Here is a 25,350-nt window from a genome sequence, read left to right on the forward strand (position 1 = left end):
CACCCGATGAGGTGAGGGCGGGTCACGGGCGGGCCGCGTGGCCGGGCCGGGCGGGAAGGTACGGCAGATGCTCCCCGTCTCCCGACCGAACGGCCCGGACCGGTGACCCCCGCGGTCCTGGCCCGGCGTGCCCTGACCGGGGCCACGGCGCTGCGCGGCGGCCGCGCGTGGCGGCCCACGCCGTACCAGCTCGCCGGCCTGTTGTGCTGGCTCACGCTGTCCCTGGCGTTCTGGGCGGTGCCGCTGTGCTGCGACGCCGGACTGCACGCGGCGGCCGTGGAACGCCTGCGGGACGACCTGCTGCACCCGCGCCACCCGACGGCCGACCTGCCGGGCGCGGGCAGCCCGGCCTACTCGCCGTACTCCCTGGTCCAGGGCGCCGTCGCCCGGCTGACCGGACTGGGCGGCCGGGAGGTGCTCCTGCTGACCGGGCCGCTGAACCTGCTGGTGCTGATCGTGGGGCTGGGCCGCTTCGTCCGGATGCTGACCCCGCGCCGCTGGGCGCCGGTCCTGGCACTGGCCGGGGTGACGTCGTTGTGGGGGGCGGAGGGCGCGGGGTGGAGCGGCGGCCCCGGGCTGCTGCCACCGGCCGCGACCCTGGCGTACCCGTCGGTGCTCGCCCTCGGACTGACCTGCTGGGCGTGGGCGCTGACCGGGGCACGGGCGCGTGACGCGGACCCCGTGCGCCACGTGGGGCCGAGCGGGCTGCGCGGGCCGTCCGGGTGGGCGGCCCTGGGTGTGCTGTACGGGCTGGTCCTGCTGGTCCACCCGGCCGGCGCGGTGACGGCGGGGCTGGGCGCGGTGGCGCTGGTCGCCGGCGGGCAGCGCGGGTGGCGGCCGGCGGTCGCGGCGCGCTGGGCGCTGACGGGGGCGGTGGCGTTGCTGGCGGGGGCGGTGTGGCCGTACTTCGACGTGCTCGACCCGGCGGTGTGGCGGGGCGCGGGCGCGGAGCACCGGCACCTGTACCGGGGACTCGCCGGGGTGTTCTGGCCGGTGCTGCTGGGGCTGCCCGCGCTGTGGCTGCGGGTGCGGCGGGGGTCTCCGCGCGATCCGCTGGTGCTGATGGCCGTCCTGGGCGGGGCGGTGGCGGCGTACGGCTGGACGGACGGCCGGCCCGCGTGTGCGCGGGCGCTGGGGCTCGTCGTGGTGGCGGCGCTGTGCGCGCTCGCGGTGGAGCTGGCGGCGCCCCGGCCGTGGCCGGCGGTGCGGCGGGTGCTGGGCGTGGCGGCGGCGGCCGGGTTCGGCGTGGGACTGCTGACCGTGCACGCCGGTGCGGTGGTGCCGCGGGCGCTGGATCCGGTGGGTGCCGTGCAGCCGTCGCGCTGGCCCGACTACACCTGGGCGGCGCGGCACATCGGGCGGGGCGAGGCGGTGGTCGCGGACGACCCCCGGGCCGCGCTCGCACTCCCCGGGTACGGGGCCGACCTGGCCGCCCCCACCGTGCCGGACCCGGCCCTGGACGAGCGGGAACGGCAGCGGCGGCTGGCCGGTGTCCGCGTCGTGCTCGATCCCGGCGCTACCCGGGTGGAGCGCGCCGGGGTGGTGCGGCGCCTGCGGGTGCGCTGGCTGCTGCTGACGCCCCGCACGCCGGTGCCCCCGGAGGCGGTGGTGGTGACGTGGAGCCCCCGGACGGGGGAGGTGCTGGCCCGCATCGGCGGCTGACCCACGGCCCGGACCCGGAGCCCGCGCGTCGAGGGGCCGTGGCCCGGGGCCGGTGCTTCGGGAGGCCGGTGCTTCGGGGGGCCGGCGCTTTGGGGGGGCCGGTTCTCAGGGCCCGGTGCTTCGGGGGGCCGGTTCTTCAGGGGCCTTGAGCTCGACCGGTGCTCCGGGGTACGGGCCCCGGGGCCCGTGCCTCAAGAGCCCGGGGGCCTCGGGCCACGGACCGGGGGCGCCGGCGGACGGGTGGCGCGGCCCCGGTCCGCCGGGAGTCACTCGATGACGAGGTCGACGGCGATGTTGCCGCGGGTGGCGTTGGAGTACGGGCAGACCTGGTGGGCCTGCTCGACCAGCTTGCGCCCGGTCGCCTCGTCCAGGCCGTCGGGGAGTTCGACGCGCAGGGTCACCGCGAGCGCGAAGCCCTCGCCCTGCTTGCCGAGGTCCACCTCGGCGGTCACCGCGGCCTCGCTCACGTCGACCTTGGCGGCCCGGCCGACGACGCCGAGGGCGCTGCCGAAGCAGGCCGCGTAGCCGGCGGCGAACAGCTGCTCCGGGTTGGTGCCCGTGCCGCTGCCGCCCAGCTCGGTGGGGGCGGTGAGGGCGAGGTCCAGCTTGCCGTCGGAGGTGACGGCGCGGCCTTCCCGGCCGTGGGTGGCGGTGGCGACGGCGGTGTAGAGCGCGTCCATGAAGGAACCCTCCGTGGGTGGTTGTCCGGTTCGGGCGGCCGTCCGGCGCGTGCTCCCGGCCGCCTCACGACCACGAGTAGAGCACACAATTGAATTGCACGCAATTGAATGACGGCCGGGGCTACCCTGGAGGCATGGCAGCGACCTCCCCACCGAACCCCCCGGCCCCCCTCCCGGTCCCGGATCCCCAGCACGGCGACTGGCTCCGCCTCGACCAGCAGATCTGCTTCTCCCTGCACGCCGCGTCCCGGGCGTTCAACGGCGTCTACCGGGTGGTGCTCAAGGACCTCGGGCTCACCTATCCGCAGTACCTGGTGATGCTGGTGCTCTGGGAGCACGGCACGCTGCCCGTGAAGCAGCTCGGCACCCACCTGCGCCTCGACTCCGGCACCCTGTCCCCCCTGCTCAAGCGGCTGGAGGCGGCCGGTCTGGTGGTGCGCGAGCGCAGCGCCCGGGACGAACGCTCGGTGGAGGTGCGGCCGACCGAGGAGGGTGCCGCCCTGCGGGAGCGGGCCCTGCGGGTGCCGCAGCGGGTGACCGCGGCGACCGGCTTCGACCTCGACGGGATCCGGGACCTGCGGGCCCGCCTGGACTCCCTCACCGCGGCCCTGGACGCGGCAGCGGCGGCCGAGGACGCGTGACGGGCCCGGCAGGGGGCACGTGACCGGCCCGGGGAGGGACGCGCGACCGGCCCCGAAGAGGTACGAAACGGCCCGGGGCGGGAAGGAGCCGAGTAACCCGCCCGCCCCACCGGCCCCGAGCCCCTCAGGAAACCCATGCCTTCCGACCCCCGTCCCGCCTCGTCCGCCCCGTCCGCCTCGTCGGCCCCACCGGCCGCCGCCGTCGCCGTCGTCGTCCTGGGACGGGACGGCGCCCCCGTGACCGACGCGGTGCGCTCCGCGCTGGCCCAGGGACCGGCCGTGCGCGAGGTGATCGTCGTCCCCGGTGCCTCCGGCCGGGCGGACGGCGGCGCCACGCCGCCCGGCGATCCGCGCGTGCGGGTGGTCCGCCACCCCGACGGCCCCGTCGCCCCGCGTGACACCGGGCTCGGCGCGGTGGGCGCGCCGTACGTGATGTTCCTGGACGGCGGCGACGTGCTGCCGCCGGGCGCGGTGGAGGCGCTGCTGCGCGCCGCGACCGGGGCCGACGCCCAGGTGGTGAGCGGCCTGTGCGTCCGGCGGGAGCTGCCGTCGGGCCGCGAGACCCGGTGGCTGCCCACCCTGTACGCCGCCCCGGCCGTGCTCCCCGAACCCGAGCGGCAGCCGCGCCTGGTCCACGACACCCTGTACGTCAACAAGCTGTACGCCACCGCCTTCCTGCGCGAGCACGGCATCCGCTTCCCCGAGGGCCGCCCCACCCACGAGGACGCCGTTTTCACCGCGCGCGTGTGGGCGGCGCGACCTCGGACCGCCCTGATCCCGGACCGGGTCTACCTCTGGCAGGTGGACCGGTCCGCCGCCCCCGCCGGCACGGCCGGCACGGCCGGCGGGGCCGACCCCGTGGACCTCGACGTCTGGCGTGCCCGCACCGGCGCGTGCCGGACGGCCCACACGACGCTGTTGGAGGCCGGCCAGGCCCGGCTGGCCCGGGCGGTCCGGGCCGGCTTCCTCGACCACGACCTGCGCAGGTCCGTACGGGAGCTGCCGCAGTACGACGACACCCACCGGCGCGCCTGGTGGGCGCACACCCGCGCCTTCCTGTCCGGGTTCGACGCCGCCGACTGGGACCGCGACCCGGTCGCGCCGGGGCGGCTGATCGGCCGCGTGCTGCTGGCCTCCACCGAGCCCCGCGACCTCGACCGCCTCCGGAACCTGGCCGCCCGCCCGGCCCGGCTGCTCCCGCCCTACGCCCACACCGAGGACGGCACGCCCTGCTGGTCCGACGACCTGCCCGGCATCGAGCTGGACGGGCTGCTGACCCGGCCGGTCGCCCTGCTCCCGCTCGCGGTCGACGCGGAGCTGCGCCTCACCGCGCGGTCCGGCACGCTGCGGCTGCGCCTGCACGACCTGTACGGCCGGGTGGAGCTGGTGGGGGCGCTGGCGGTGGACGTGGAGTGGCGGCACCGGGGGCCGGAGGGCGCGGCCGTCCGCCGCACGGTGCCCCTGCGGGCGTCCACCGAGGGCGGCTGGACCGTGGAGACGGCCGTCCGCCCGGCCCGGCTGGCCTCGCTCGGCCCCGGCGCCTGGGACCTGCGGCTGCGGCTGCGCTTCCGGGACGGCTCGGACCGGGAGGTCACCGCGCACGCGGTCGACGGCCCCGGCCTGCTGGACCGCCGGGTGCTGCCGAGCCGCCGGCACGGGGTGCTGCTGGTCCGGCCGTACGCCACGCACTCCGGGTCCCTGGCCGTGCGGGTGGCGGCCGGGGTGCACGGGCTCGCCGCGGTCACCCGCGCGCGGGTGCGGCGCCTGGTTCACTGAGGCCGACGACGGCCGCCGGGACGCCCGCGCCGAGGGGACACCGGGTCCGTCGGCCCGGGGCCCGCGGCCCCCGCGCCGGGACTTCGGGTCCGTCGGGCCCACGGCCCCCGGCACCCCCGCGCCACGGGTTCTCGGGTCCGCAAGGCCCGCGGCCCTGCTGTCCCGCTGTCCCCGCGCCACAGCTTTTCGGGTCCGTCGGGCCCACGGCCCCCAGCACCCCCGCGCCACGGGTTCTCGGGTCCGCAAGGCCCGCGGCCCCGCCGTCCCCACGCCGTAGCTACTCGGGTCCGTCAGGCCCGTGACCTCGGTGTCCCCCGCGTCACAGGGCTCTCAGGGCCGCCGCCGTGGCCCGGGTCAGGGCCGCCAGGTACCCCTTGGGCGGCTTCGGGCCGCGGATGACGACGGAGCGCCAGTACAGCGGGCCGGAGATCAGGTCGAGGGCCAGGGCGTGGTCGAGGCCGGGGGCGAGTTCGCCGCGCTGCTGGGCCGCGGTGACGATGCCCCGGGCGACGCCGTCCTGGCCCTCCCGCAGCGCCTTCTGCAGGGCCTCGGCGATGTCCGGGTTGCGGGCCGCCTCGGCCTGGAGGTCGGGGAGGATCTGGGAGGCGACCGGGTGGCGCAGGGCCCGGGCGGTGACCTCGTACAGCAGGCGCAGGTCGCCCTCCAGCGAGCCGGTGTCCGGGGCGGGCAGCCCCTGGACGGCGAGCGCGGAGACGAGGTCGAGGACGAGGTGCAGCTTGGAACGCCAGCGGCGGTAGACCGCGGTCTTGCCGACCCCCGCGCGGCGGGCGATGCCCTCGATGGACATCCGCGCGTAGCCGACGGCGGCCAGTTCCTCAAAGACGGCGGACCGGATCGCCTCCGTCACGTCCTCCCGCAGGACGGCGGCCCCGGCGGGGGCCCGCCGGCGCGGACGCGGCTGGGGCTCCTCGGCGTTCGTCGTCATGCGGACCAGCATAGGGCGTGACGACGATACGGTTGCGTTCCGACGTGCATTCGACTTACGCTCGCGTGGCGACGATACGGTGCCGTCCCGACGCGTCGCCCCTCGCGCCCCCGCCCCCTAGCGAAAGCAGCGGATGTGAGTCAGGCCCTCCACACACCGCCCCCCGCACCCCCGGGCCGCCCGGCCGGCGGGGAAGACCTCGCGGCCCTGGCCGCCCGGCACGGCCTCAGCGTCAGCGGCGCCCGGCCGTCCTTGCCGGAGTACGTCCGTCAGCTGTGGGGGCGGCGGCACTTCATCCTGGCGTTCTCCCAGGCGAAGGTGACGGCCCAGTACAGCCAGGCCAAGCTGGGCCAGCTGTGGCAGGTGGCGACGCCCCTGCTGAACGCGGCCGTCTACTTCTTCATCTTCGGCCTGCTGCTCGGCGCCCGGAAGGGCATACCGAGCGAGATGTACGTGCCGTTCCTGGTGACCGGCGTGTTCGTGTTCACCTTCACCCAGAGCTCGGTGCTGGCCGGCGTACGGGCGATCTCGGGGAACCTGGGGCTGGTGCGGGCGCTGCACTTCCCGCGGGCCTCGCTGCCGGTGTCGTTCGCGCTCCAGCAGCTCCAGCAACTGCTGTTCTCCATGATCGTGCTGGTCGTGGTGGTGATGGCGTTCGGCTCCCTGCCGACCTGGTCCTGGCTGCTGGTGGCCCCCGCGCTGCTGCTGCAGTTCGTCTTCAACACCGGCCTGGCCCTGATCTTCGCCCGCCTGGGCAGCCGCACCCCCGACCTCGCCCAGCTGATGCCGTTCGTGCTGCGCACCTGGATGTACGCCTCCGGCGTGATGTTCAGCATCCCGGCGATGCTGGCCGACAAGAACGTGCCCGCCTGGCTGGCCGACGTGCTCCAGTGGAACCCGGCGGCCGTCTACATGGACCTGGTCCGCTTCGCCCTGATCGACGGCTACGGTTCCTCCTACCTGCCCGCGCACGTGTGGGCCTTCGGCCTCGGCTGGGCCCTGCTGGCCGGCGGGGTCGGCTTCGTCTACTTCTGGAAGGCTGAGGAGACCTACGGCCGTGGCTGAGCACACCGACGAGAAGATCCCCACCGTGATCGCCGACGGCGTGGACATCGTCTACGAGGTCAACGGCACCGGCGCCGGGCGCGGCTCCGCCACCGCCGCGCTGAACCGCATCCTGCGCCGCGACAAGGCCCGCAAGGCGGCCGGCGTGCGTCGGGTGCACGCCGTGCGCAACGTGTCGTTCGTGGCGTACCGGGGCGAGGCCATCGGCCTCATCGGCTCCAACGGCTCCGGCAAGTCGACCCTGCTCAAGGCCGTCGCCGGGCTCCTGCCGGTGGAGAACGGCCGCATCTACACCGACGGCCAGCCCTCCCTCCTCGGTGTCAACGCCGCCCTGATGAGCGACCTGACGGGCGAGCGCAACGTCCACCTGGGCGGCCTCGCGATGGGCATGACCCGTGAGCAGATCCGGGCGCGCTACCAGGAGATCGTCGACTTCTCCGGCATCAACGAGAAGGGCGACTTCATCACCCTGCCGATGCGCACCTACTCCTCCGGCATGGCCGCCCGCCTGCGGTTCTCCATCGCCGCCGCCAAGGACCACGACGTGCTGCTCATCGACGAGGCGCTGGCCACCGGTGACCGGTCCTTCCGCAAGCGGTCGGAGGCCCGGATCCGGGAGCTGCGCGAGCAGGCCGGCACGGTCTTCCTGGTCAGCCACAACAACAAGACGATCCGCGACACCTGCGACCGCGCGCTCTGGCTGGAGCGCGGCGAGCTGCGCATGGACGGGCCGACCGAGGAGGTCCTCGCGGAGTACGAGAAGTTCACCGGCGACACCGGCGAACGCCCCCGCAAGGCCCGCCCCAAGGCGGCCAAGCCGGCGCCGAAGGCCGTGACCGCCGACGCCTGACCGGCCTGGGGGCGGGCAGGGGCCGGGCCGAGCTGTCCGCCCCGGTCCGGCCCCTGCCCGTACCCGCCCTTCCGGTTCGGTGGAGCCCGCCGGTCCGCGACGAGGTCCGGCCCACCCGGGCGGCTGCCTCCGCGCCCCGGCCGTGAGCCGCGGGCGGCGGCGGCCTCGGAGCACCGGCCGCCGGGGGCGCCGTTCGACGGTGACCGGCCGCAGGGGACACCGCTCCCCGGCCGGCGTTCTCCGGCCACCGTCCTCCGGCCGCAGGTCGCCGTATCAGCGGCCGCCGCCGTCGCACGGGACCGCCGTCGCACCGGACCGCCGGCTCACCCCGGGGACCGGGTCGCCTTCCCGCCACGGTCCCGCGCCGGACGGCAGACCGGGACCCGCCGCCCGCGACGCCACGGGGGCGCCCCCGGCCGCGACGGCCCGGGGCGCCCCCGTCACACGGTTCCGTCAGGAGTGGGTGCGCAGCAGCGTCCGCATGGTCCGCATGGCCACCGACAGGTTGGCCAGGTCGAACGTGTCGGAGCTCTGGATCTCCTCCAGCGTGGTGCGCGCGCGGCCCAGCAGTGCCGCGTTCCGCTCCTCCCAGACCTCGAAGCGCCGGCTCGGCGTCGACGTGCCGTCGCCGACCGCCAGGACCTCCGCGGTCAGCGACGCGTGCGCGGCGTACAGGTCCTCACGGATCGCGGCGCGGGCCATCGACTGCCAGCGGTCGGTGCGCGGCAGTTCGCTGATGCGGTCCATCAGGCCGGTGATGCGCAGCCGGTCGGCGAGGTCGTAGTACACCTCGGCGACGTCCAGCGGCTCCCTGCCCATCCGGTCGGCCACCGCCACGATGTCGAGGGTCGGGAAGGCGGAGGAGAACCCGGCGACCCGGGTGGCGAGTTCGTCGCCGACGCCGACGCCCGTCAGCTCGTCGTGGATCTTCTGGTACCACTCCAGGTCCGCACCGCGCAGCAGCTTGGGCAGCTGCGACCAGACCTGCTCCACCCGCTCGGAGAAGAACGACACCGTCTCCCCGAGCTCCAGCGGCTGCGGCCGGTTGTTGAGCAGCCAGCGCGTGCCGCGCTCGACCAGCCGCCGGGAGTGCAGCCGGATGCGGGTCTGGACGTCGGCGTCGACCTTGTTGTCCAGGGCCTCGACCCCGTCCCACACCACCGCGGCGCGGAAGATCGCGCGGGCCGCGGTCTGCGCCCGGACGATCTCCTCTAGCGACGCCCCGGTCTCCTCGCGCATGCGGTGCAGGTACGTCGTACCGCCGGTGTTGACCGTGTCGTTGACCAGGACGGTCGTGGTGATCTCGCGGCGCAGCGGGTGGCCGTCGATCCGGTCCAGGTACCGCTCGCGCAGCGCCGACGGGAAGTAGGCGTGCAGCAGCACCTTCAGGTAGGGGTCGTCGGGGAGCGAGGTGTGCAGCAGCTCCTCGGCGACCGTGATCTTCGTGTACGCCAGCAGGACGGCCGTCTCGGGGCCGGTCAGCCCCTGCCCGTTGGCGAGCCGCTCGCGGATCTGGCGGTCGGTGGGCAGGAACTCCAGGGCCCGGTCGAGGTGGCCCTCGCGCACCAGGTGCTTCAGGAAGCGCTGCTGGGCGTGGAGCATGTCCTTGGACTGGGCCAGGGCGTTGGCGATGGCGGTGTTCTGCGCGTAGTTGCTGCGCAGCACCATGGCGCCGACCTCGTCGGTCATCTCGGCGAGCAGCTTGTTGCGCTGCTTGACGGTCATGTCGCCGTCCGCGACCAGGCCGTTCAGCAGGATCTTGATGTTCACCTCGTGGTCGGAGGTGTCCACGCCCGCGCTGTTGTCGATGGCGTCGGTGTTGTTCTTGATGCCGTGCAGCGCGGCCTCGATGCGGCCGAGCTGGGTCATGCCCAGGTTGCCGCCCTCGCCGATCACCCGGACCCGCAGGTCCTTGCCGTCGACGCGGATGGCGTCGTTGCCCTTGTCGCCGACGTCCGCGTGGGACTCGGTGGACGCCTTGACGTAGGTGCCGATGCCGCCGTTCCACAGCAGGTCGACCGGGGCCTTGAGGACGGCCCGGATCAGCTCGGGCGGGGTCATCTTGGTGACGCCCTCGTCGATGCCGAGGACCTCGCGCATCTGCGGGCTGACGGGGATCGACTTGGCGGTGCGCGGGAAGATCCCGCCGCCGGGCGACATCAGCCCGGTGTCGTAGTCCGCCCAGGAGCTGCGGGGCAGCTCGAACAGGCGGCGCCGCTCGGCGTAGGAGACGGCCGCGTCGGGGGCCGGGTCGACGAAGATGTGCCGGTGGTCGAAGGCGGCGACCAGGCGGATGTGCTCGCTCAGCAGCATGCCGTTGCCGAACACGTCACCGGACATGTCGCCGATGCCGACGACCGTGAAGTCCTCGCTCTGGGTGTCCACGCCCAGCTCGCGGAAGTGCCGCTTGACGGACTCCCAGGCACCGCGGGCGGTGATGCCCATGCCCTTGTGGTCGTAGCCGGCCGAGCCGCCGGAGGCGAAGGCGTCGCCGAGCCAGAAGTCGTACGACGCGGCGACCTCGTTGGCGATGTCGGAGAACCGCGCGGTGCCCTTGTCGGCCGCGACGACGAGGTAGGTGTCGTCCTCGTCGTGCCGCACGACGTCGGCGGGCGGCACGACCTCGCCGCCCACCATGTTGTCGGTGATGTCCAGCAGCGCCGAGATGAAGGTCTTGTACGCGGCGACGCCCTCGGCCATCCAGGCGTCCCGGTCCACGTTGGGGTCGGGGAGCTGCTTGGCGACGAAGCCGCCCTTGGCGCCGACCGGCACGATGACGGTGTTCTTCACCATCTGCGCCTTGACCAGGCCCAGGATCTCCGTGCGGAAGTCCTCCCGGCGGTCCGACCAGCGCAGACCACCGCGGGCGACCTTGCCGTAGCGCAGGTGCACGCCCTCCACCCGCGGCGAGTACACCCAGATCTCGAACGCCGGGCGCGGGGCCGGCAGGTCGGGGATGGCCGTGGGGTCGAACTTCATGGCGACGTAGTCGTGCGGACGGCCGTCGCCGGTCATCTGGAAGAAGTTCGTGCGCAGCGTCGCCTTGATGACGTTGAGGAAGGACCGCAGGATGCGGTCCTCGTCCAGCGAGGCCACCTGGTCGAGCGCGGCGTCGACCTCCTCCAGCAGGGCGTCCACCAGTTCGTGCCCGGCGCGCTGCCGGTCCGGCGACATCCGGGCCTCGAACAGGGAGACCAGGAGCCGGGTGGTGTGGACGTTGTTGCGGAGGGTGTCCTCCATGTAGTTCTGGCTGAACGTGGAGTTGGCCTGGCGCAGGTACTTGGCGTAGGCACGCAGCACCACGGCCTGGCGCCAGGTCAGGCCGGCGCTCAGCACGAGGGCGTTGAGGCCGTCGTTCTCCGCCTTGCCGGTCCAGGTGGCGGCGAACGCCTCCTGGAACCGCTCGCGGGCGTCGTCGCCGAGGTAGTCCGCACCCCCGGCGGGCGTCCTGGGCAGGCGCAGGCCGAAGTCGTAGATCCAGGCGATGTCGTGGTCGTCGCAGCGCAGCTCGTAGGGCCGTTCGTCGACGACCTCGACGCCGAGCCGCTGCAGCACGGGCAGCACCGCGGACAGGGAGACGGCCTCACCCTTGCGGTAGATCTTGAAGCGGCGCTCCTCGGGGGCCGCGCCCACCGGCTCGTACAGGCTCAGCTCGAAGTCGTTCTCCTCGTCGAGCTGTTCGAGGCGGACCAGGTCGGCGACGGCGCTGCGCGGGGTGTGGTCGGCCTTGTAGCCCTCGGTGAAGGCGCCCGCGTAGCGGCGGAGCAGCTCGGCGGCGCGCTCCTCTCCGAACTCGGCGTGGAGCGCCTCGCCGAAGCCGTCGTGCCAGGAGCGGGCGGCCTCGACCAGCCGGCCCTCGATGCGCTCCCGGTCGCTGTCCGACAGGTGCTTCAGTTCTGTGCCCTGCGGGACCCGGACGACGAAGTGCAGCCGGGAGAGGACCGACTCGGTGTTCCAGGCCGTGAAGTCGACGCTGACGCCGCCGAGTTCCTCCTTGAGGATGTCGATGATCCGCAGGCGGACACCCGTGGTGTAGCGGTCGCGCGGCAGGTAGACGAGGGCGGAGTAGTAGCGCCCGTACTCGTCCTGGCGCAGGTAGAGGCGCAGCCGCCGCCGCTCCTGGAGGTAGAGCACCGAGGTGACGATCGACTGGAGTTCCGCGAGGGGCGTCTGGAACAGCTCGTCGCGCGGGTAGGTCTCCAGGATCTGCAGCAGGTCACGTCCGTCGTGGCTGTGCGGCGAGAACCCGGCGCGCTCCAGGACCTCCTCGACCTTGCGGCGGATCACCGGCACCCGGCGGACGGACTCGGTGTAGGCCGCGGAGGAGAACAGGCCCAGGAAGCGCCGCTCGCCGACGACGTTGCCGTCCGCGTCGAACTTCTTGACGCCGATGTAGTCCAGATACGACGGCCGGTGCACGGTGGCCCGGCTGTTGGCCTTGGTCAGCACGAGCAGCTTGTGCTCGCGCGCCTTCGCGCGGGCGTCCGCGGGCAGCCGCTCGAAGGACGGGCTGACCGGGTGGCCCTCGGCGGTGGCGTGGGCGGGGTCGGAGCGCAGGATGCCGAGGCCGGTGCCCGGGATGGCGCCGAGGGAGTCGTCGTCGCGCAGCTCGTACTCGCGGTAGCCGAGGAAGGTGAAGTGGTCGTCGGCCAGCCACCGCAGCAGCTCGCGCGCCTCGTCGACCTGCTGCTCGGCGACGTCCCGCGGCATCGGCTCGTCGGGCAGCTCGCCGGCGAGCCGGGTCGCCGCCTCGCGCATCTTGCCCCAGTCCTCGACGGCCTCGCGGACGTCGGAGAGCACCCGCAGCAGGTCGGCGGTGATCTGCTTGAGGTCGCCGCGGTCGGTCTCGCGGTCGATCTCGACGTGGATCCAGGACTCGACGTGGGCGTCGTGCGGGAGGTCCCCGGCCGGCCGGACCGGGCGCACCTCGATCAGTTTGCCGGTGACGTCCCGCCGCACCACCATCTGCGGGTGGATGACGACGTGGATGCCGCGGCCCTGGCGGGTCAGCTCGTTGGTGACGGAGTCGACGAGGAAGGGCATGTCGTCGGTGACGACCTCGACGACGGAGTGGCTGGACGTCCAGCCGTTCTCCTCGACCGTCGGGGTGTGCACCCGGACGTTGGCCGTGCCCTGCGGGCGGTTCTCGGCCAGCCGGTGGTGTGAGACGGCGGCTCCGAAGACGTCGACCGGGTCACGGTCGGTGAGGTCCTCCGGGGCGGTGTGCAGGTAGTAGCGCTGGAGGAACGCGAGCACGGATTCCCGGTCGGGCGTGCTCTGCTCCGTCGTCCCAGTCGGTAGTTTCCCCCCGGCCGGGCTGTTCTCAGCTACCCGGGCGGCCCTCTCGAGCAGCTCGGCCTTGGCTTCGTCCAGCTTGGTCTGCATTGTCCTCTGACTCCTGTCGCGCGCCGTTGCGTGACGTAGAAGGAAATACGGTGCCCGCGCTCGCGGTGTGCGGCTGGTGCGGCGCGGGGTGTCCGGTCCGTACCGACGCTATGCCGCGAGATGGGTGGAGCGGGGGCTTCTCGGCCGATGTCGTCGCATCCGGCCGGTATGACGCCGCTGAAGGCGTCCTCGGTGGGACGATCCGCGTCCCGGGTACCCTCCGGGCCCCGCCCCGCTCGTGGGGATCGGCGACCGCCACCCGGTCACGGTTGTGGTCCGTGCTCGCCGGGCGAACAGCGGGGACGTCCATGTCCCCGCGACGTATCGCGCTGATCACGCCACCCAGGCTATCGCTCTCCACAGGGGGCCCGTCATGAGCCGTATGTGTACAAAACCGGGGGTGGAAGTTTGACGTTTCGCACAGTGTGCCCGGACGCGGGGATCGGGCATCGCGGGCGGGCGCGGGGCGCCGCGCCATGGCGGGCGCGGGCGCGCTATGGCGGCCCCGGGGTGTCAGGCGGCCAGGCGCTCCGCCTCGGCCACCGCCTCCGCCAGCGTGTCGACCACCGGCACGCCGACGGACTCCAGGCTGGCCCGGCTGTGCGAGCCTCCGGTGTAGAGGACGGCCTGCGCGCCCACGTGCCGGGCGGCCAGCGCGTCGTCGGCGGCGTCCCCGATCACCACCGTGCGCTCCGCGACGACGTCCGTCAGGGAAGCCAGGTGCCGCACCATGTGCTCCGCCTTGCTGCCCCCGGAGGGCCCCGTCCGCCCGTCGACGCGCAGGAAGTGCGGCTCGATGCCGAAGCCGCGCACCAGGGGCACCAGCTCCTCGTGCCCGTACATGCTGAGGATCGACTGGCTGCGCCCCGCGGACGTCCAGCCCGCCAGCAGCTCCGCCACCCCCTCGGCGAGACCGCACGCCACCCGGTGCTCCGTGTAGTACCGGTGGAAGATCGTGTCCATCCGCTCCCACTCGGCCTCGGTCGGCAGCCGCCCCAGAAGCCGTTCGTAGAACTTCGGCACCGGCACGCAGTACAGCTCCCGGTACCGCTCCAGTGTCAGCGGTTCCAGGCCGAGTTCCGCGAAGGCGGCGTTGGTCGCCCCGATCACCGCGTCGACGTCGTGGAACAGCGTGCCGTTCCAGTCCCAGACGATGTGCGCGTCCCTGTGCGTCTGCGTCCCCATGCAGGAAAAATACCCGGCCGCACCGACATCCGGCACGGAGCGACGGCCGTCCCCGGGGCCCCGGGCCCCGCTCACGGGCAGCGGACGACCCCATACCGGCCGCGGAGGACCACATACGGGCCGCGGAGAACCACATACGGGCCCCGGACGACCACATACGGACCGGCGGGGACCGCCGCACACGGGTGGCAGGCCGTCCGCAGGCGGACGGCGGGCACCCGCAGACGGGCCGCGGGCCTCCCGGACGGGGCCCCGCGCCTGGCGGCGCCCCTCGCGCTCAGTCCCGCCGGTCCGCCCGGTCTCCCCGGTCCACCAGGGCCGGGATCTCCTGCGTGGCGAACCAGAGCAGCTCGTGGTCCTCGGCACCGTCCACGGTGAACCGGGCGTCGTCGTCCCCGGCGTCGGCGGCGGGCAGGGCGTCCGCGGCGGCCGTCACGTCCGTCTCGGCGTCCTCCGCGTCCACGTGCACCGCCGCCGCCTTCGCCAGGGGCACCGGTCCGGCGACCCGCACCTCCCCGAGGGCGGCGGGGTCGAGGCCCCGGCCCGGGTCCACGGACGCCGACCGGTCGGGGACGTCCACCGCGACGACGACCCGGCGGCGCGGCGCGGCGGGGTCGGCCGCCAGGAGCCGCAGGGAGGCGTGCGCGGCGCGGTTCAGCGCGGCGTACTCCAGCTCCTCGATGTCGTCGGAGAGGTACCACTCGCGCAGGGCCGGGGTGACGGCGTAGGCCACCACGGGACCGTCGCCCAGCTCACCCGCCGCGTGGGCCTCGGCGAGACCGGGAAGGGTCAGTGGGACGTAGACGCGCATGTCGGCCGTTTTCCTGTCTCGAAGCGTTTCCCGGAGCGGGCGGGACGGGGTGGTGCACGGAGTGGGGGGCAGGCCGGCGAAGCCGTCCGGCGGGGCCTTCAGGATACGTGCGCGTGTCCCCCATCGAGTCCCTCCCCCGGCGTCCCCGGGCGTCCACTTCCGTCCCGCGCTTCACCCGGTAGTCCCGCCCGGACACCGGCCCGGCCGCCGTCCGGTCACCCGGATAAGTGAATTCCGCACGGGCCCGAACCGGCCCCGCCTCGTGTTGCCGTCGCAGCTCCGCGCCCCGTACAAGATCCCCAGCCAGGAAGTTACCGCCCGGTACCGCCCCGATCCCCGAGCCGGAGCGCTGCCGGGCCCGTCGAAACGGGGTCCCGTGAACAAGGTCATGACCAGGACGCAGCAGCGCGCCGGCTCCCGTCCGCCCCAGCGCCGCGACTCACGCCGCCCGCACGGCACCACTCCGCCCCGCACCCCGGCCGGAGGTCCCGCGCGCACCACGTCCCCCGGCGGCGGGAGGCCGTCCGCCACCGCCCCGAGCACCCGGCCCGCGGACAACAGGCCCGCCACCGCCGCGACCGCCCGCCCCGGCGCCACGGCCCCCGTCCCGCGCCCCACCCGGGCTCCCGCACTCCCCCGGGCGTCGGACGCCCGGGCCGCCTCCGTACGGGCCGCCCGCGTCCTCGCCGGAGCGCCGGTCTCCGGGCCCGTTCCCGGGCCGGGGCGGGGCATGGGTGCTGCCGGGTCCGGCGCACCCGTGGGCGGCGGGCACGGCGCCGGGGGCGCGGGGACGGTGGCCCCGGCCGCGCCCGCCGCCCTGCCGAGGGTGCCTGCCCAGATCCCGCGCAGGCCGCCGGCCGCCGTCCCGCAGCCCCGCCCCACCGACCGGTTCGCCGAACTGCTGCTCGCCGTCCTCAGCGGGCAGCGCCCCGTCCACGCGATGCTGCGCCACACCGCCGGGCGCGCCTACGACGACGTGGCCCGCCTCGCCGAGGACGGCCCGCTCCTCGCCCTCGGGCACCGCCCGGTGGTGCGGGACATCGGCTACTTCGTGACCTGGGAGGGCGCCCTGGAGGTGTTCGCTCGGATCGGCGCCGGCGACCGGCTGCGCGCCATGGCCTTCCGTCTGGAACGGGGCCGGGACCTCCGCTGGCGCTGCACCGCCGTGGAGCTCGACGGTCCCCGCGGCCGTCGCTCCGCCCCCGAGGACGCCTGACTCCCCCGCGCCTCCGGGCCCGGCGCCCCCGCGCCTCCGGGTCCGGCGCCCCCGCGCCTCCGGGTCCGGCGCCCCCGCCCCCGCCGCTCCAGCCGCGACGGCCCCTGAGCGCGGCCGGGCGCGGCCGGACGAGCGCCACCGGGCGCCGGGCGAGCGCCACCGGGTGCCATCGGGCGCGGGGCGGGGCGCCAGGCGGGCGCCCGGGCGCGGGGTAGGCACCGGGCGGACGCCAGGCGGAGGCCGGGTGCCATCAGGCGCCGGGCGAGCGCCACCGGGCGCCACCGGGTGCCATCAGGCGCCGGGTGCCATCAGGCGCGGGGCGGACGCCAGGCGGGCACCGGGCGCGGGGCAGGCACCGGGCGGACGCCGGGCGGGCGCCGGGTGCCACCGGGCGGGGCGGCCGGAACCAGGAGCCTCCGGCCTCCGCACCCGGCCCGGCCGCCGACCGGCGCCCGCCGACCCGCGACCACCGACGCGCAACAACCGACTCGCGACAACCGACGGTCGAGAACCGCCCCCGCGCCAACCGCTTGCCGGCACCCACCCAGCGGCAGCCGCCCGTATCCCGTATCGGACCACCCCACGCCGTGTCAGGGAGCCCTCCGGCGCCGGCCACCTCGGCGCCCCGGCCGCACCGGACTCCCGTCGGCACCCCCGCATGGTCGACACCCCCGCATGGTCGACGCCCCGCATGGTCGACGCCCCGCATGGTCGACGCCCCGAACGCCGGAGGGCCGGGCGCCCCAGGATCTCCTGGGACACCCGGCCCTCGGCCGGTCTCACCGCCGCCCGCCGACGAGGCGGGCGCCGGTGGTCACTTCTTGCGGCGGCGTCCGCCCCGGGCCTGCTTGCGGCGCTCGGCGCGGGTGAGGCCGTCGGCCGCGGAGCGCACCGGCTCGTCCTCGGCGAACTCGCCCTCGACGGTGCCGCCCTCGCCGTCCACGGTGGGCGCCGAGAAGTGCAGGTTGCGCCGCTGCGGGGCGTCGAGGCCCTTGGCGCGGATCTCGGGGCGGGAGGCCCCGGCCTGCGCCGGCACGGCGTCCTGGGCGGCCTGCGGGGCGTCCTCGACCGGGACCTCCTCGACCTGCTGCTCGACCTGGACCTCCAGGTTGAACAGGTAGCCGACGGACTCCTCCTTGATGCCGTCCATCATGGCCTGGAACATGTCGAAGCCCTCGCGCTGGTACTCGACCAGCGGGTCCTTCTGCGCCATGGCCCGCAGGCCGATGCCCTCCTGGAGGTAGTCCATCTCGTAGAGGTGCTCGCGCCACTTGCGGTCCAGGACCGACAGCACGACCCGGCGCTCCAGCTCACGCATGATCTCGGAGCCGAGCTGGGCCTCGCGCTCCTCGTACTGGCGCCGGATGTCCTCCTTGACGGAGTCGGCGATGAACTCGGCGGTCAGCCCGGCCCGGTCGCCGGCCTCCTCCTCCAGCTCCTCGACGGTGACCTTCACCGGGTAGAGCTGCTTGAAGGCGCCCCACAGCCGGTCCAGGTCCCAGTCCTCGGGGAAGCCCTCGGCGGTCTCCGCCTGGACGTAGGCGTCGATGGTGTCGTCCATGAAGTGGTGGATCTGCTCCTGCAGGTCCTCGCCCTCCAGGACGCGGCGCCGCTCGCCGTAGATGACCTCGCGCTGGCGGTTGAGGACCTCGTCGTACTTCAGGACGTTCTTGCGGGTCTCGAAGTTCTGCGTCTCGACCTGCGACTGGGCGGAGGCGATGGCCCGCGTGACCATCTTGTTCTCGATCGGCACGTCGTCCGGCACGTTCGCCATGGACATCACGCGCTCGACCATCTGGGCCTTGAACAGCCGCATCAGGTCGTCGCCCAGCGACAGGTAGAAGCGGGACTCGCCCGGGTCGCCCTGACGGCCGGAACGACCGCGCAGCTGGTTGTCGATGCGCCGCGACTCGTGGCGCTCGGTGCCGAGGACGTAGAGGCCGCCGATCCGCTCGACCTCCTCCTTCTCCGCCTTGACCGCCTGCTCGGCCCGCTCCAGCGCCTCGGGGAGGGCCTGCGCCCACTCCTCGATGTGCTGCTCCGGGTCGAGGCCGCGCTGGCGCAGCTCCGCCTCGGCGAGGTCCTCGGGGTTGCCGCCCAGCTTGATGTCCGTACCGCGGCCGGCCATGTTCGTGGCGACCGTGACACTGCCCTTGCGGCCGGCCTGGGCGACGATCGACGCCTCCCGCTCGTGGTGCTTGGCGTTGAGCACCTCGTGCTGGATGCCGCGCTTGCTGAGCTGCTGGGAGAGGTACTCGGACTTCTCCACCGAGGTGGTGCCGACGAGGATCGGCTGCCCCTTGCGGTGCTTCTCCTCGATGTCGTCGACGACCGCCTCGAACTTGGCGACCTCGGTGCGGTAGATCAGGTCCGACTGGTCCTTGCGGACCATCGGCCGGTTGGTCGGGATGGGCACCACGCCGAGCTTGTAGATCTGGTGGAACTCGGCGGCCTCGGTCATCGCCGTACCGGTCATCCCGGACAGGCCCGGGACCTCCTTGCCGTCGTGGTCCCGGCGCTTGTAGAGGCGGAAGAAGTTCTGCAGCGTGATCGTGGCGAGCGTCTGGTTCTCGTCCTTGATCGGCACGCCTTCCTTGGCCTCGATGGCCTGGTGCATGCCCTCGTTGTAGCGGCGGCCGGCGAGGATACGTCCGGTGTGCTCGTCGACGATCATGACCTCGTCGTCGATGATGACGTAGTCCTTGTCGCGCTTGAAGAGCTCCTTGGCCTTGATCGCGTTGTTCAGGTAGCCCACCAGCGGGGTGTTCACCGACTCGTAGAGGTTGTCGATGCCCAGCCAGTCCTCGACCTTGGCGACGCCGGACTCGTGGATGGCGACCGTGCGCTTCTTCTCGTCGACCTCGTAGTCGCCGGTCTCCTCGATGCCCTTGAGCGGGTTGCCGGGCTCGCCCCGCTTGAGGCGCCTCACCAGCTTGGCGAAGTCGCCGTACCACTTGGTGGCCTGGTCGGCCGGACCGGAGATGATCAGCGGCGTACGGGCCTCGTCGATGAGGATCGAGTCCACCTCGTCGACGATGGCGAAGTTGTGGCCGCGCTGGACGAGTTCGTCCTTGGACCACGCCATGTTGTCGCGGAGGTAGTCGAAGCCGAACTCGTTGTTGGTGCCGTAGGTGATGTCGCAGCCGTACTGCTCGCGGCGCTGGGCCGGCGTCATGTTGGCGAGGATGCAGCCGACGTCGAGGCCCAGGAACTTGTGGACGCGGCCCATCATCTCGGAGTCGCGCTCGGCCAGGTAGTCGTTCACCGTGATGATGTGGACGCCCTTGCCGGCCAGCGCGTTGAGATACGCGGGCAGGGTACCGACGAGGGTCTTGCCCTCACCGGTCTTCATCTCGGCGACGTAGCCCATGTGCAGGGCGGCGCCACCCATGATCTGCACGTCGTAGTGGCGCTGGCCGAGGACGCGCTTGGCGGCCTCGCGCACGGTGGCGAAGGCCTCGGGGAGCAGGTCGTCCAGGCTCTCACCGTCGGCGTACCGCTGCTTGTACTCGTCGGTGAGGGCCCGCAGCTCGGCGTCGGAGAGGTCGACGAAGTCCTCTTCGATGGAGTTGACCTGGTCCGCGATGCGGTGCAGCTTGCGCAGGATCTTGCCTTCGCCTGCACGCATGATCTTCGAGAGGACGGACACGGGGGTTGGTCTCCTTGCCGGTCGGGCCTGGGACGGTCGGTTTCGTTCCACTGACGGGGCAACGGCCATCGTATGCGAGGACCCCACCACGCCGGGAGGCCTGCCGGGGCGGTGACCGTCGGCTGCTTCACATCTGTTGCACGGCTGCTCCACAGGGGACAACGGACGGGCCCCGTCGATGGTGCCGCATCACCCCGGCGAATTTGTGCGAAGGGTGATCACCCTCTCACGCACGGCGCAGCCGATGGCGCCGTGCGGACCCCGCGCGCAGAATCGGCCGATGGACCCCGTCACCCTCACCACCGACCGTCTCGTCCTGCGCACCGTGGGCCCCGAGGACACCGACGCCGTGTACGCGGCCTGCCAGGACCCCGAGATCCAGCGCTGGACCACGATCCCCTCGCCCTACCTGCCCGAGCACGCGCGGGGCTTCACGGAGCAGATGGCCCCGGAGGGCTGGGCGAACGGATCGATGTTCACCTTCGGCGTCTTCCTGCCGCCCGGGGAGCTGACGGGCATGCTCAGCATCACGATGCGGTCCCTGGGCGTCGGCGAGATCGGCTTCTGGGGGACCAAGGAACACCGGGGCCGGGGCCACATCACCGAGGCCGCCCTCGCGGTCTGCCGCTGGGCGTTCACGCGGCTGTCCGTCGACCGCGTGGAGTGGCGTGCCGAGGTGGGCAACCGGCCCTCGCGGGCGGTGGCCGAGCGCGCGGGTTTCGTGGTGGAGGGAACGCTGCGCTCGGCGCTGAACAACAAGGGTGTGCTGCGGGACTGCTGGGTCGGATCGCTGCTCCCCTCCGACCTGGGCCTGCCGTCGTCCGCGCCGTACCTCCCGGCCCCCGGGTGAGGCCCGTGCGGGGGCGGGCGATGATGCTCCTCTCGGCTGTCAGTGCCGCGGTCTATCGTGCGGACGTATGACGACGACCCTCCCGCGTCCCACCACGGAACTGTCGGCTGACGAGGCCCGCCGCATCGCCCTGCGGGCCCAGGGCTACCTCGGCGCGCCCGACCGGCGCTCGGGGGTGCGCGGGGTGCTCCGCCGGCTGGGCGCGGTGCAGCTCGACACGATCTCCGTCCTCGCCCGCTCCCACGAGTTGATCGCCTACGCCCGGCTGGGCCCCGTGGGCCGCGCCGCGGTCGAGGAGGCGTACTGGAGGACCGGCCCGAAGCCGCCGCACTCCTTCGAGTACTGGTCGCACGCCGCGTGCATCCTGCCGATCGAGGAGTGGCCGCACTTCGCCTTCCGCCGCCGCGCCTACCGCAACCGCCCGCACTGGCACCACGACCTTCCCGACGGCACCTACGACCGGGTCGTCGGGCAACTGCGCGCACAGGGTCCGCTCACGGCGACGGAACTGGGCGGCGCCAAGCGCACCAGCGAGTGGTGGGACTGGTCCGGCTCCAAGGTCGCCGTCGAACGCGCCCTGATGTACGGGGAAGTGGTGTGCGTGGAGCGGCGCGGCTGGAAGCGGGTCTACGACCTGGCCGAGCGCGCCGTGCCCGACGCGCTGCTGCACGACGCACTGGACGACACCGAGTGCCTGCGCCGTCTGGTGGGCCTGGCGGGCCGCGCCCTGGGGGTGGGCACGCGCGCGGACATCGCCGACTACCACCGCCTCAAGGGCGAGCAGGTGGACGCGGTGATCGCCGACTCGGGTCTGGTGCCGGTGACCGTCGAGGGCTGGGCCAAGCCGGCCTGGGCGGATCCGGAGGCGCTGGCGGCCCCGCCGCGCGGGCGGCACCGCACGACGCTGCTGTCGCCGTTCGACTCCCTGGTGTGGGAACGGGCGCGCACAGAGCGGATCTTCGGCTTCACCCACCGGCTGGAGGCGTACGTCCCGAGGCCGAAGCGGGTGCACGGCTACTTCGCGATGCCGCTGCTGGCCGGCGGCCGGCTGGTGGGCCGGGTGGACCCGGCACGCGAGGGCCGCACGCTGGTCGCCCGGCAGGTCTCGGTGGACGGCCCCGGCGCGGTCCCGGCGCTCGCACGGGCGCTGGTGGAGGCGGCCGGCTGGGTGGGCTGCACGGACGTCCGCGTCGAGCGCCTGGACCCGGAGGAACTGCGGGGCCCGCTGACCGCGGAACTCGCCCGCACCCTCGGCTGATCCACGGCCTGGGCGGTCACGGCGGCGCCGGACGGGACGACGCAGGCGGACCATGCGGACGCGGCGGCGCAGACGGTCCCGGCGGCGCACGGCGGAATCGGTGCGGGGCCGTGGCACCGGACGGGGCAACGCCGACGGACGCGGCGGCGCGCGGCGGAATCGGTGGTCGCGGCAGGCGGCAGCGCCGGCGGTAGCGGTTAGCGGTTAGCGGTTAGCGGTACGCGGTGGCGATGGCGGCGGACGAGTCAGCCCCCGAGGGGCCGGACTGCGCGCCGCTGCCGCCGGGCCTCGGATCTCAGGTACCAACGAGCCGGCCTGACCAGCGGACCAGCGGATCAGCGGATCTCGAGGATCTTCTCCCGCATCGCGTAGACCACGGCCTCCATCCTGGAGTGCAGTTGCAGCTTCTCCAGGATGTTGCGGACGTGGTTCTTCACGGTGTTCTCGGAGATGAACAGTTCCTTGGCGATGTCCCGGTTGTTCATTCCGGTGGCGACGAGTTTGAGGACTTCCAGCTCACGGTCCGTCAGGCGGGGGGCGGGGACGAGCCGGCGTTCGTCGGTGCGCTGGATCATCGACTTGAACTCGGTGAGGAGTTTGGACGCCATCGACGGACTGATCTGGGACTGCCCGTCGGCGACCGCGCGGATGGCGGTGGCCACCTCGTCGGTGGAGATCTCCTTGAGCAGGTAGCCGGTCGCGCCCGCCTTGATCGCGTCGTAGAGGTCGGCTTCCTCGTCGCTGATCGTCAGCATGATGATCTTGGCGCTCGGGGCGACCTCCTTGATGGAGGTGCACGCCTCGATCCCGCCCCGCTTGGGCATCCGCACGTCCATCAGGATGATGTCGGGCAACAGGTCGGCGGCCTTCTCGACGGCTTCGGCACCGTCCCCCGCCTCCCCCACGACCTGGATGTCCTCCTCGGCGGCGAGGACGATCTCCAGGCCACGGCGGAACAGCGCGTGGTCGTCCACCACCAGGACTCTGATCGGTTCCGTGCGGGATGAGCCCGCGGCCGGGCCCGTGCCGACCGTGCCGTCGTCGGCCCCCGCGTCCCGCATCGGTCCAAAGCTGTCCGCCATCGTTCCTCCCCCTGAAGGCTGTGGCCTGTGGTTCTGAGCCATCGCCAACCCAAGGCAACGACCCACCGGTTGGGCCGCTGCCGCCATGATTCCATGCCGGACGCCACAGGGGTGACAGCGCGCGGCGCCCCCGGGGGGCGCACACCGGTGCCCCTGGGGGCGCACACGCGCACCAGGGGCACCGGCCCTGCTGTCACCCGGCGGTCAGCCGCCGAGCGTCCCGCCCGCCTCGGGGGAGTGGGACTGTGTGACCATCGTGTCGGTCTGCAGGTGGATCACGCCGTAGTCGTAGGCGTGCCGCCGGTAGACGACGCTGGGTTCCTTGGTCTCGGAGTCGACGAAGAGATAGAAGTCGTGCCCCACCAGTTCCATCTCGTAGAGGGCCTGGTCGAGCGTCATGGGGGCGGCGACGTGCGTCTTCTCGCGGACGACGAGGGGACCGTCCCCCTGCACCTCCAGCGAGCCGATCTTCTTGGTCGGGACGGCCTCGGTCTCCTCGTCGGAGACCTGCGCACCGGTGCCGTTGAGCGTCGCCACGCCCGGGACGTGGTCGGGGACCTCGGCGGCCGAGATCCTGCGTGCGCCACGTCGCGAGAAGCGCTTGTCGTGCTGCTTGCGCAGCCGGGCGTCCAGCTTCTCCGCCGCCAGGTCGAGCGCCGCGTAGGGGTCGCTCGCCGCGGCTTCCGCCCGGATCACCGGACCGCGGGTGCGCAGGGTGATCTCCACCCGGTCGCAGCGGTCGGCCTGTCGGGGGTTGGGCTCCTTGGACACCTCGACGTCCAGGCTGATCACCTTGCCGTCGAGCTTCTGGATCTTGTCCAGCTTCAGCTTCTCGGCCACGTGCTTCCGGAACCGCTCGGGCACCTCTGTCTTGCGGCCCTTGACGACGATGTCCACGCAGAACTCCGTTCCCGGATCACTCCGCCTCGGTGCGGAGCGTCTCCCTTTTGCACCCGGTTCCGGTAACACCCGGAACCTCGGACTCGGTGACTTCCACCTCCTCCCCCGCGGGCGAGATCTCCACTCCACCGGCGTGGGTGATAACGGAAAACCCACGCCTCGGCATTCGGATTCGTCAGGTGTGGCCTGCGGCTTTCCCTCACAACCGAACATATCTCGCCCGGACGGATGTCGTCACCCTCTACCGCGTCGTACCTCCGTTCAGGTGAATTCGGCCTCTCGTTACCTGCAACGACGCAAGATTCTTGTCAGTTCCGGTTTATTTCGAAGGAAGCCGGTGATGCCGCGACCACCGCCGCCACCACTCCGTCCGTTCCGATCCCCGTGTTCGCGTCGGCGCGGCCTTCGCCCGCCGTTCCCGCCGTGTGCGCCGGACGTCTCGTCCGCCGTCCCGCTCTCCCTCGTTCCGGTGCGATCCGCCGTTGCCCTCTCCCTTCCCCTGTCTCACCCGTGTACACGAGCGCGGGCGCCGGATTGCTCGATCCGTACCCCGCACCGGCCGCGGTATCCGGCCGACCGGCCCGCCGGTGGTCCCCACCGGGACGGCCGGACCGGGCCGATGGGGACCTCCCGGTCACCGCCGTCCGCCGCTCGGCCGCGGTCCGCATCGCCACGCGCACCGCACGCGCGGCCTCCGCCAGGGAGGCCCCCGTGGTCATCAGGTCGTCGACGATCACCACCCGCCCTTCGCCGAGCAGCCGCCCCGCGCCGGGAACGACCCCGAACGCGCCGGCCACGTTGGCCAGCCGCTCCCGGGGGCCGAGCTCCGACTGGTCGGCCACCGACCGCCGTTGCCGCAGCGCGGGAAGTACCTGGGCGGGTACCCCCGCCCGCCGCAGGTCACCCGCGGCGGCCAGCGCGATCCGCCGGGCGGGGTCGTGTCCGCGGGCCCGCACCGCCCGCCGCGCGGACGGCACCGGCACGAGCAGCACACCGCCCCCGCCGTCCCCGCCGGCCGGCTCCCCGGACGCGGTCAGCGCCGCCCGCACCGCGCCCGCCAGTGCCTCGCCCAGCGGTGCCGCCAGGGCCAGGGCGCCGCGTTCCTTGTGCGCCAGCAGCGCCGCCCGCACCTCGTCGCCGTACCGGGCAGCCGCGTGCACCTCCGGCAGGCCGGGCGGCTCGGACCGGGGACGCACCCGGCGCGGCCCGGTCCGCTCCAGCACCGCACGGCACCGCGGGCACAGCACCGTGCGCGGTCTGGCGCACCCGCCGCACTCGGGCGGGAGCACCAGGTCGGTGAGGTCCTGCCACCAGGCGCGCATGAGGCCACTGTGCCCCGGCCCACCGCCCCCGGCCAGCCCTGTGGACGGCGCCTGTGGAAAACCGGGCGGGTC

At 73.7% G+C, this 25,350-nt stretch carries 17 protein-coding genes; 8 read left to right on the top strand and 9 right to left on the bottom strand.

Annotated elements, in window-relative coordinates; translation table 11 throughout:
• Window positions 1–102: 102 nt before the first annotated feature.
• The gene (locus tag AB0F01_RS23340) at window positions 103–1,662 is read left to right on the top strand and encodes a hypothetical protein (protein ID WP_362098964.1); all 1,560 of its coding nucleotides are present in this window, start codon (window positions 103–105) and stop codon (window positions 1,660–1,662) included.
• A 266-nt stretch (window positions 1,663–1,928) separates the two neighbouring features.
• Here AB0F01_RS23340 and AB0F01_RS23345 read toward each other — a convergent pair whose 3' ends face one another.
• Window positions 1,929–2,342, bottom strand: a complete 414-nt coding sequence (locus tag AB0F01_RS23345) for an organic hydroperoxide resistance protein (RefSeq protein WP_362098967.1) — start codon at window positions 2,340–2,342, stop codon at window positions 1,929–1,931.
• A 134-nt stretch (window positions 2,343–2,476) separates the two neighbouring features.
• Here AB0F01_RS23345 and AB0F01_RS23350 point away from each other — a divergent pair, with 134 nt between their 5' ends.
• Both AB0F01_RS23350 and AB0F01_RS23355 read left to right on the top strand, forming a co-directional pair.
• The gene (locus AB0F01_RS23350; protein WP_362098970.1) at window positions 2,477–2,983 is read left to right on the top strand and encodes a MarR family transcriptional regulator; all 507 of its coding nucleotides are present in this window, start codon (window positions 2,477–2,479) and stop codon (window positions 2,981–2,983) included.
• A gap of 135 nt (window positions 2,984–3,118) precedes the next feature.
• Window positions 3,119–4,759 (top strand): glycosyltransferase, encoded by a 1,641-nt coding sequence (locus AB0F01_RS23355; protein WP_362098972.1) that lies wholly within the window; start codon window positions 3,119–3,121, stop codon window positions 4,757–4,759.
• A gap of 319 nt (window positions 4,760–5,078) precedes the next feature.
• On the opposite strand, the gene AB0F01_RS23360 is transcribed toward AB0F01_RS23355, so the two are convergent.
• Window positions 5,079–5,717, bottom strand: coding sequence for a TetR/AcrR family transcriptional regulator (locus AB0F01_RS23360; RefSeq protein ID WP_362098975.1), 639 nt, complete (start codon window positions 5,715–5,717; stop codon window positions 5,079–5,081).
• 195 nt (window positions 5,718–5,912) lie between these two features.
• Here AB0F01_RS23360 and AB0F01_RS23365 point away from each other — a divergent pair, with 195 nt between their 5' ends.
• Window positions 5,913–6,770 carry an ABC transporter permease gene (locus AB0F01_RS23365; protein WP_362099035.1) on the top strand — a complete coding sequence of 286 codons (858 nt, stop codon included), beginning with the start codon at window positions 5,913–5,915 and terminating at the stop codon, window positions 6,768–6,770.
• Entirely contained in the window at window positions 6,763–7,620 is an 858-nt protein-coding gene (locus AB0F01_RS23370) for an ABC transporter ATP-binding protein (RefSeq protein WP_362098978.1), read from the top strand. Before AB0F01_RS23365 ends, AB0F01_RS23370 begins: the two co-directional genes overlap by 8 nt.
• Window positions 7,621–8,073: 453 nt before the next feature.
• Here AB0F01_RS23370 and AB0F01_RS23375 read toward each other — a convergent pair whose 3' ends face one another.
• From AB0F01_RS23375 to AB0F01_RS23385, 3 genes are all read right to left on the bottom strand, one after another.
• The gene (locus AB0F01_RS23375) at window positions 8,074–13,005 is read right to left on the bottom strand and encodes an NAD-glutamate dehydrogenase (protein WP_362098981.1); all 4,932 of its coding nucleotides are present in this window, start codon (window positions 13,003–13,005) and stop codon (window positions 8,074–8,076) included.
• A 513-nt stretch (window positions 13,006–13,518) separates the two neighbouring features.
• A complete protein-coding gene (locus AB0F01_RS23380) occupies window positions 13,519–14,190 on the bottom strand; it encodes an HAD hydrolase-like protein (protein ID WP_362098984.1) in 672 nt (223 codons plus the stop codon).
• Between the two features lie 277 nt (window positions 14,191–14,467).
• Window positions 14,468–15,001, bottom strand: a complete 534-nt coding sequence (locus AB0F01_RS23385) for a hypothetical protein (protein ID WP_362098987.1) — start codon at window positions 14,999–15,001, stop codon at window positions 14,468–14,470.
• A 388-nt stretch (window positions 15,002–15,389) separates the two neighbouring features.
• On the opposite strand from AB0F01_RS23385, the gene AB0F01_RS23390 reads away from it, so the two are divergent.
• A complete protein-coding gene (locus AB0F01_RS23390) occupies window positions 15,390–16,217 on the top strand; it encodes an Rv3235 family protein (RefSeq protein ID WP_362098989.1) in 828 nt (275 codons plus the stop codon).
• Between the two features lie 814 nt (window positions 16,218–17,031).
• Here AB0F01_RS23390 and secA read toward each other — a convergent pair.
• Entirely contained in the window at window positions 17,032–19,866 is a 2,835-nt protein-coding gene (gene secA / locus AB0F01_RS23395; RefSeq protein WP_362098991.1) for a preprotein translocase subunit SecA, read from the bottom strand.
• Between the two features lie 280 nt (window positions 19,867–20,146).
• Between secA and AB0F01_RS23400 the strand changes: the two genes are divergently transcribed.
• Both AB0F01_RS23400 and AB0F01_RS23405 read left to right on the top strand, forming a co-directional pair.
• On the top strand, window positions 20,147–20,716 hold the full coding sequence (locus tag AB0F01_RS23400) for a GNAT family N-acetyltransferase (protein ID WP_362098994.1): 570 nt from the start codon (window positions 20,147–20,149) through the stop codon (window positions 20,714–20,716).
• Between the two features lie 67 nt (window positions 20,717–20,783).
• On the top strand, window positions 20,784–21,974 hold the full coding sequence (locus tag AB0F01_RS23405) for a crosslink repair DNA glycosylase YcaQ family protein (protein ID WP_362098996.1): 1,191 nt from the start codon (window positions 20,784–20,786) through the stop codon (window positions 21,972–21,974).
• A 335-nt stretch (window positions 21,975–22,309) separates the two neighbouring features.
• Here AB0F01_RS23405 and AB0F01_RS23410 read toward each other — a convergent pair whose 3' ends face one another.
• The 3 genes from AB0F01_RS23410 to AB0F01_RS23420 all read right to left on the bottom strand — a co-directional run bounded on the left by AB0F01_RS23410 (window position 22,310) and on the right by AB0F01_RS23420 (window position 25,278).
• Window positions 22,310–23,056, bottom strand: a complete 747-nt coding sequence (locus tag AB0F01_RS23410; RefSeq protein ID WP_362098999.1) for a response regulator transcription factor — start codon at window positions 23,054–23,056, stop codon at window positions 22,310–22,312.
• A 204-nt stretch (window positions 23,057–23,260) separates the two neighbouring features.
• On the bottom strand, window positions 23,261–23,953 hold the full coding sequence (gene raiA, locus AB0F01_RS23415; RefSeq protein ID WP_362099001.1) for a ribosome-associated translation inhibitor RaiA: 693 nt from the start codon (window positions 23,951–23,953) through the stop codon (window positions 23,261–23,263).
• A gap of 311 nt (window positions 23,954–24,264) precedes the next feature.
• Window positions 24,265–25,278 carry a ComF family protein gene (locus tag AB0F01_RS23420; RefSeq protein WP_362099004.1) on the bottom strand — a complete coding sequence of 338 codons (1,014 nt, stop codon included), beginning with the start codon at window positions 25,276–25,278 and terminating at the stop codon, window positions 24,265–24,267.
• Between the last annotated feature and the right edge of the window lie 72 nt (window positions 25,279–25,350).

Source organism: Streptomyces sp. NPDC029526, assembly GCF_040637405.1.
Lineage (GTDB): Bacteria > Actinomycetota > Actinomycetes > Streptomycetales > Streptomycetaceae > Streptomyces.

Coding starts and splice junctions, on each gene's coding strand:
- AB0F01_RS23360 (WP_362098975.1), bottom strand. CDS start 5,717: ATGCTGGTCCGCATGACGACGAACGCCGAGGAGCCCCAGCCGCGTCCG.
- AB0F01_RS23355 (WP_362098972.1), top strand. CDS start 3,119: ATGCCTTCCGACCCCCGTCCCGCCTCGTCCGCCCCGTCCGCCTCGTCG.
- AB0F01_RS23420 (WP_362099004.1), bottom strand. CDS start 25,278: ATGCGCGCCTGGTGGCAGGACCTCACCGACCTGGTGCTCCCGCCCGAG.
- AB0F01_RS23380 (WP_362098984.1), bottom strand. CDS start 14,190: ATGGGGACGCAGACGCACAGGGACGCGCACATCGTCTGGGACTGGAAC.
- AB0F01_RS23410 (WP_362098999.1), bottom strand. CDS start 23,056: ATGGCGGACAGCTTTGGACCGATGCGGGACGCGGGGGCCGACGACGGC.
- AB0F01_RS23405 (WP_362098996.1), top strand. CDS start 20,784: ATGACGACGACCCTCCCGCGTCCCACCACGGAACTGTCGGCTGACGAG.
- AB0F01_RS23390 (WP_362098989.1), top strand. CDS start 15,390: ATGACCAGGACGCAGCAGCGCGCCGGCTCCCGTCCGCCCCAGCGCCGC.
- AB0F01_RS23385 (WP_362098987.1), bottom strand. CDS start 15,001: ATGCGCGTCTACGTCCCACTGACCCTTCCCGGTCTCGCCGAGGCCCAC.
- AB0F01_RS23375 (WP_362098981.1), bottom strand. CDS start 13,005: ATGCAGACCAAGCTGGACGAAGCCAAGGCCGAGCTGCTCGAGAGGGCC.
- AB0F01_RS23345 (WP_362098967.1), bottom strand. CDS start 2,342: ATGGACGCGCTCTACACCGCCGTCGCCACCGCCACCCACGGCCGGGAA.
- AB0F01_RS23400 (WP_362098994.1), top strand. CDS start 20,147: ATGGACCCCGTCACCCTCACCACCGACCGTCTCGTCCTGCGCACCGTG.
- AB0F01_RS23350 (WP_362098970.1), top strand. CDS start 2,477: ATGGCAGCGACCTCCCCACCGAACCCCCCGGCCCCCCTCCCGGTCCCG.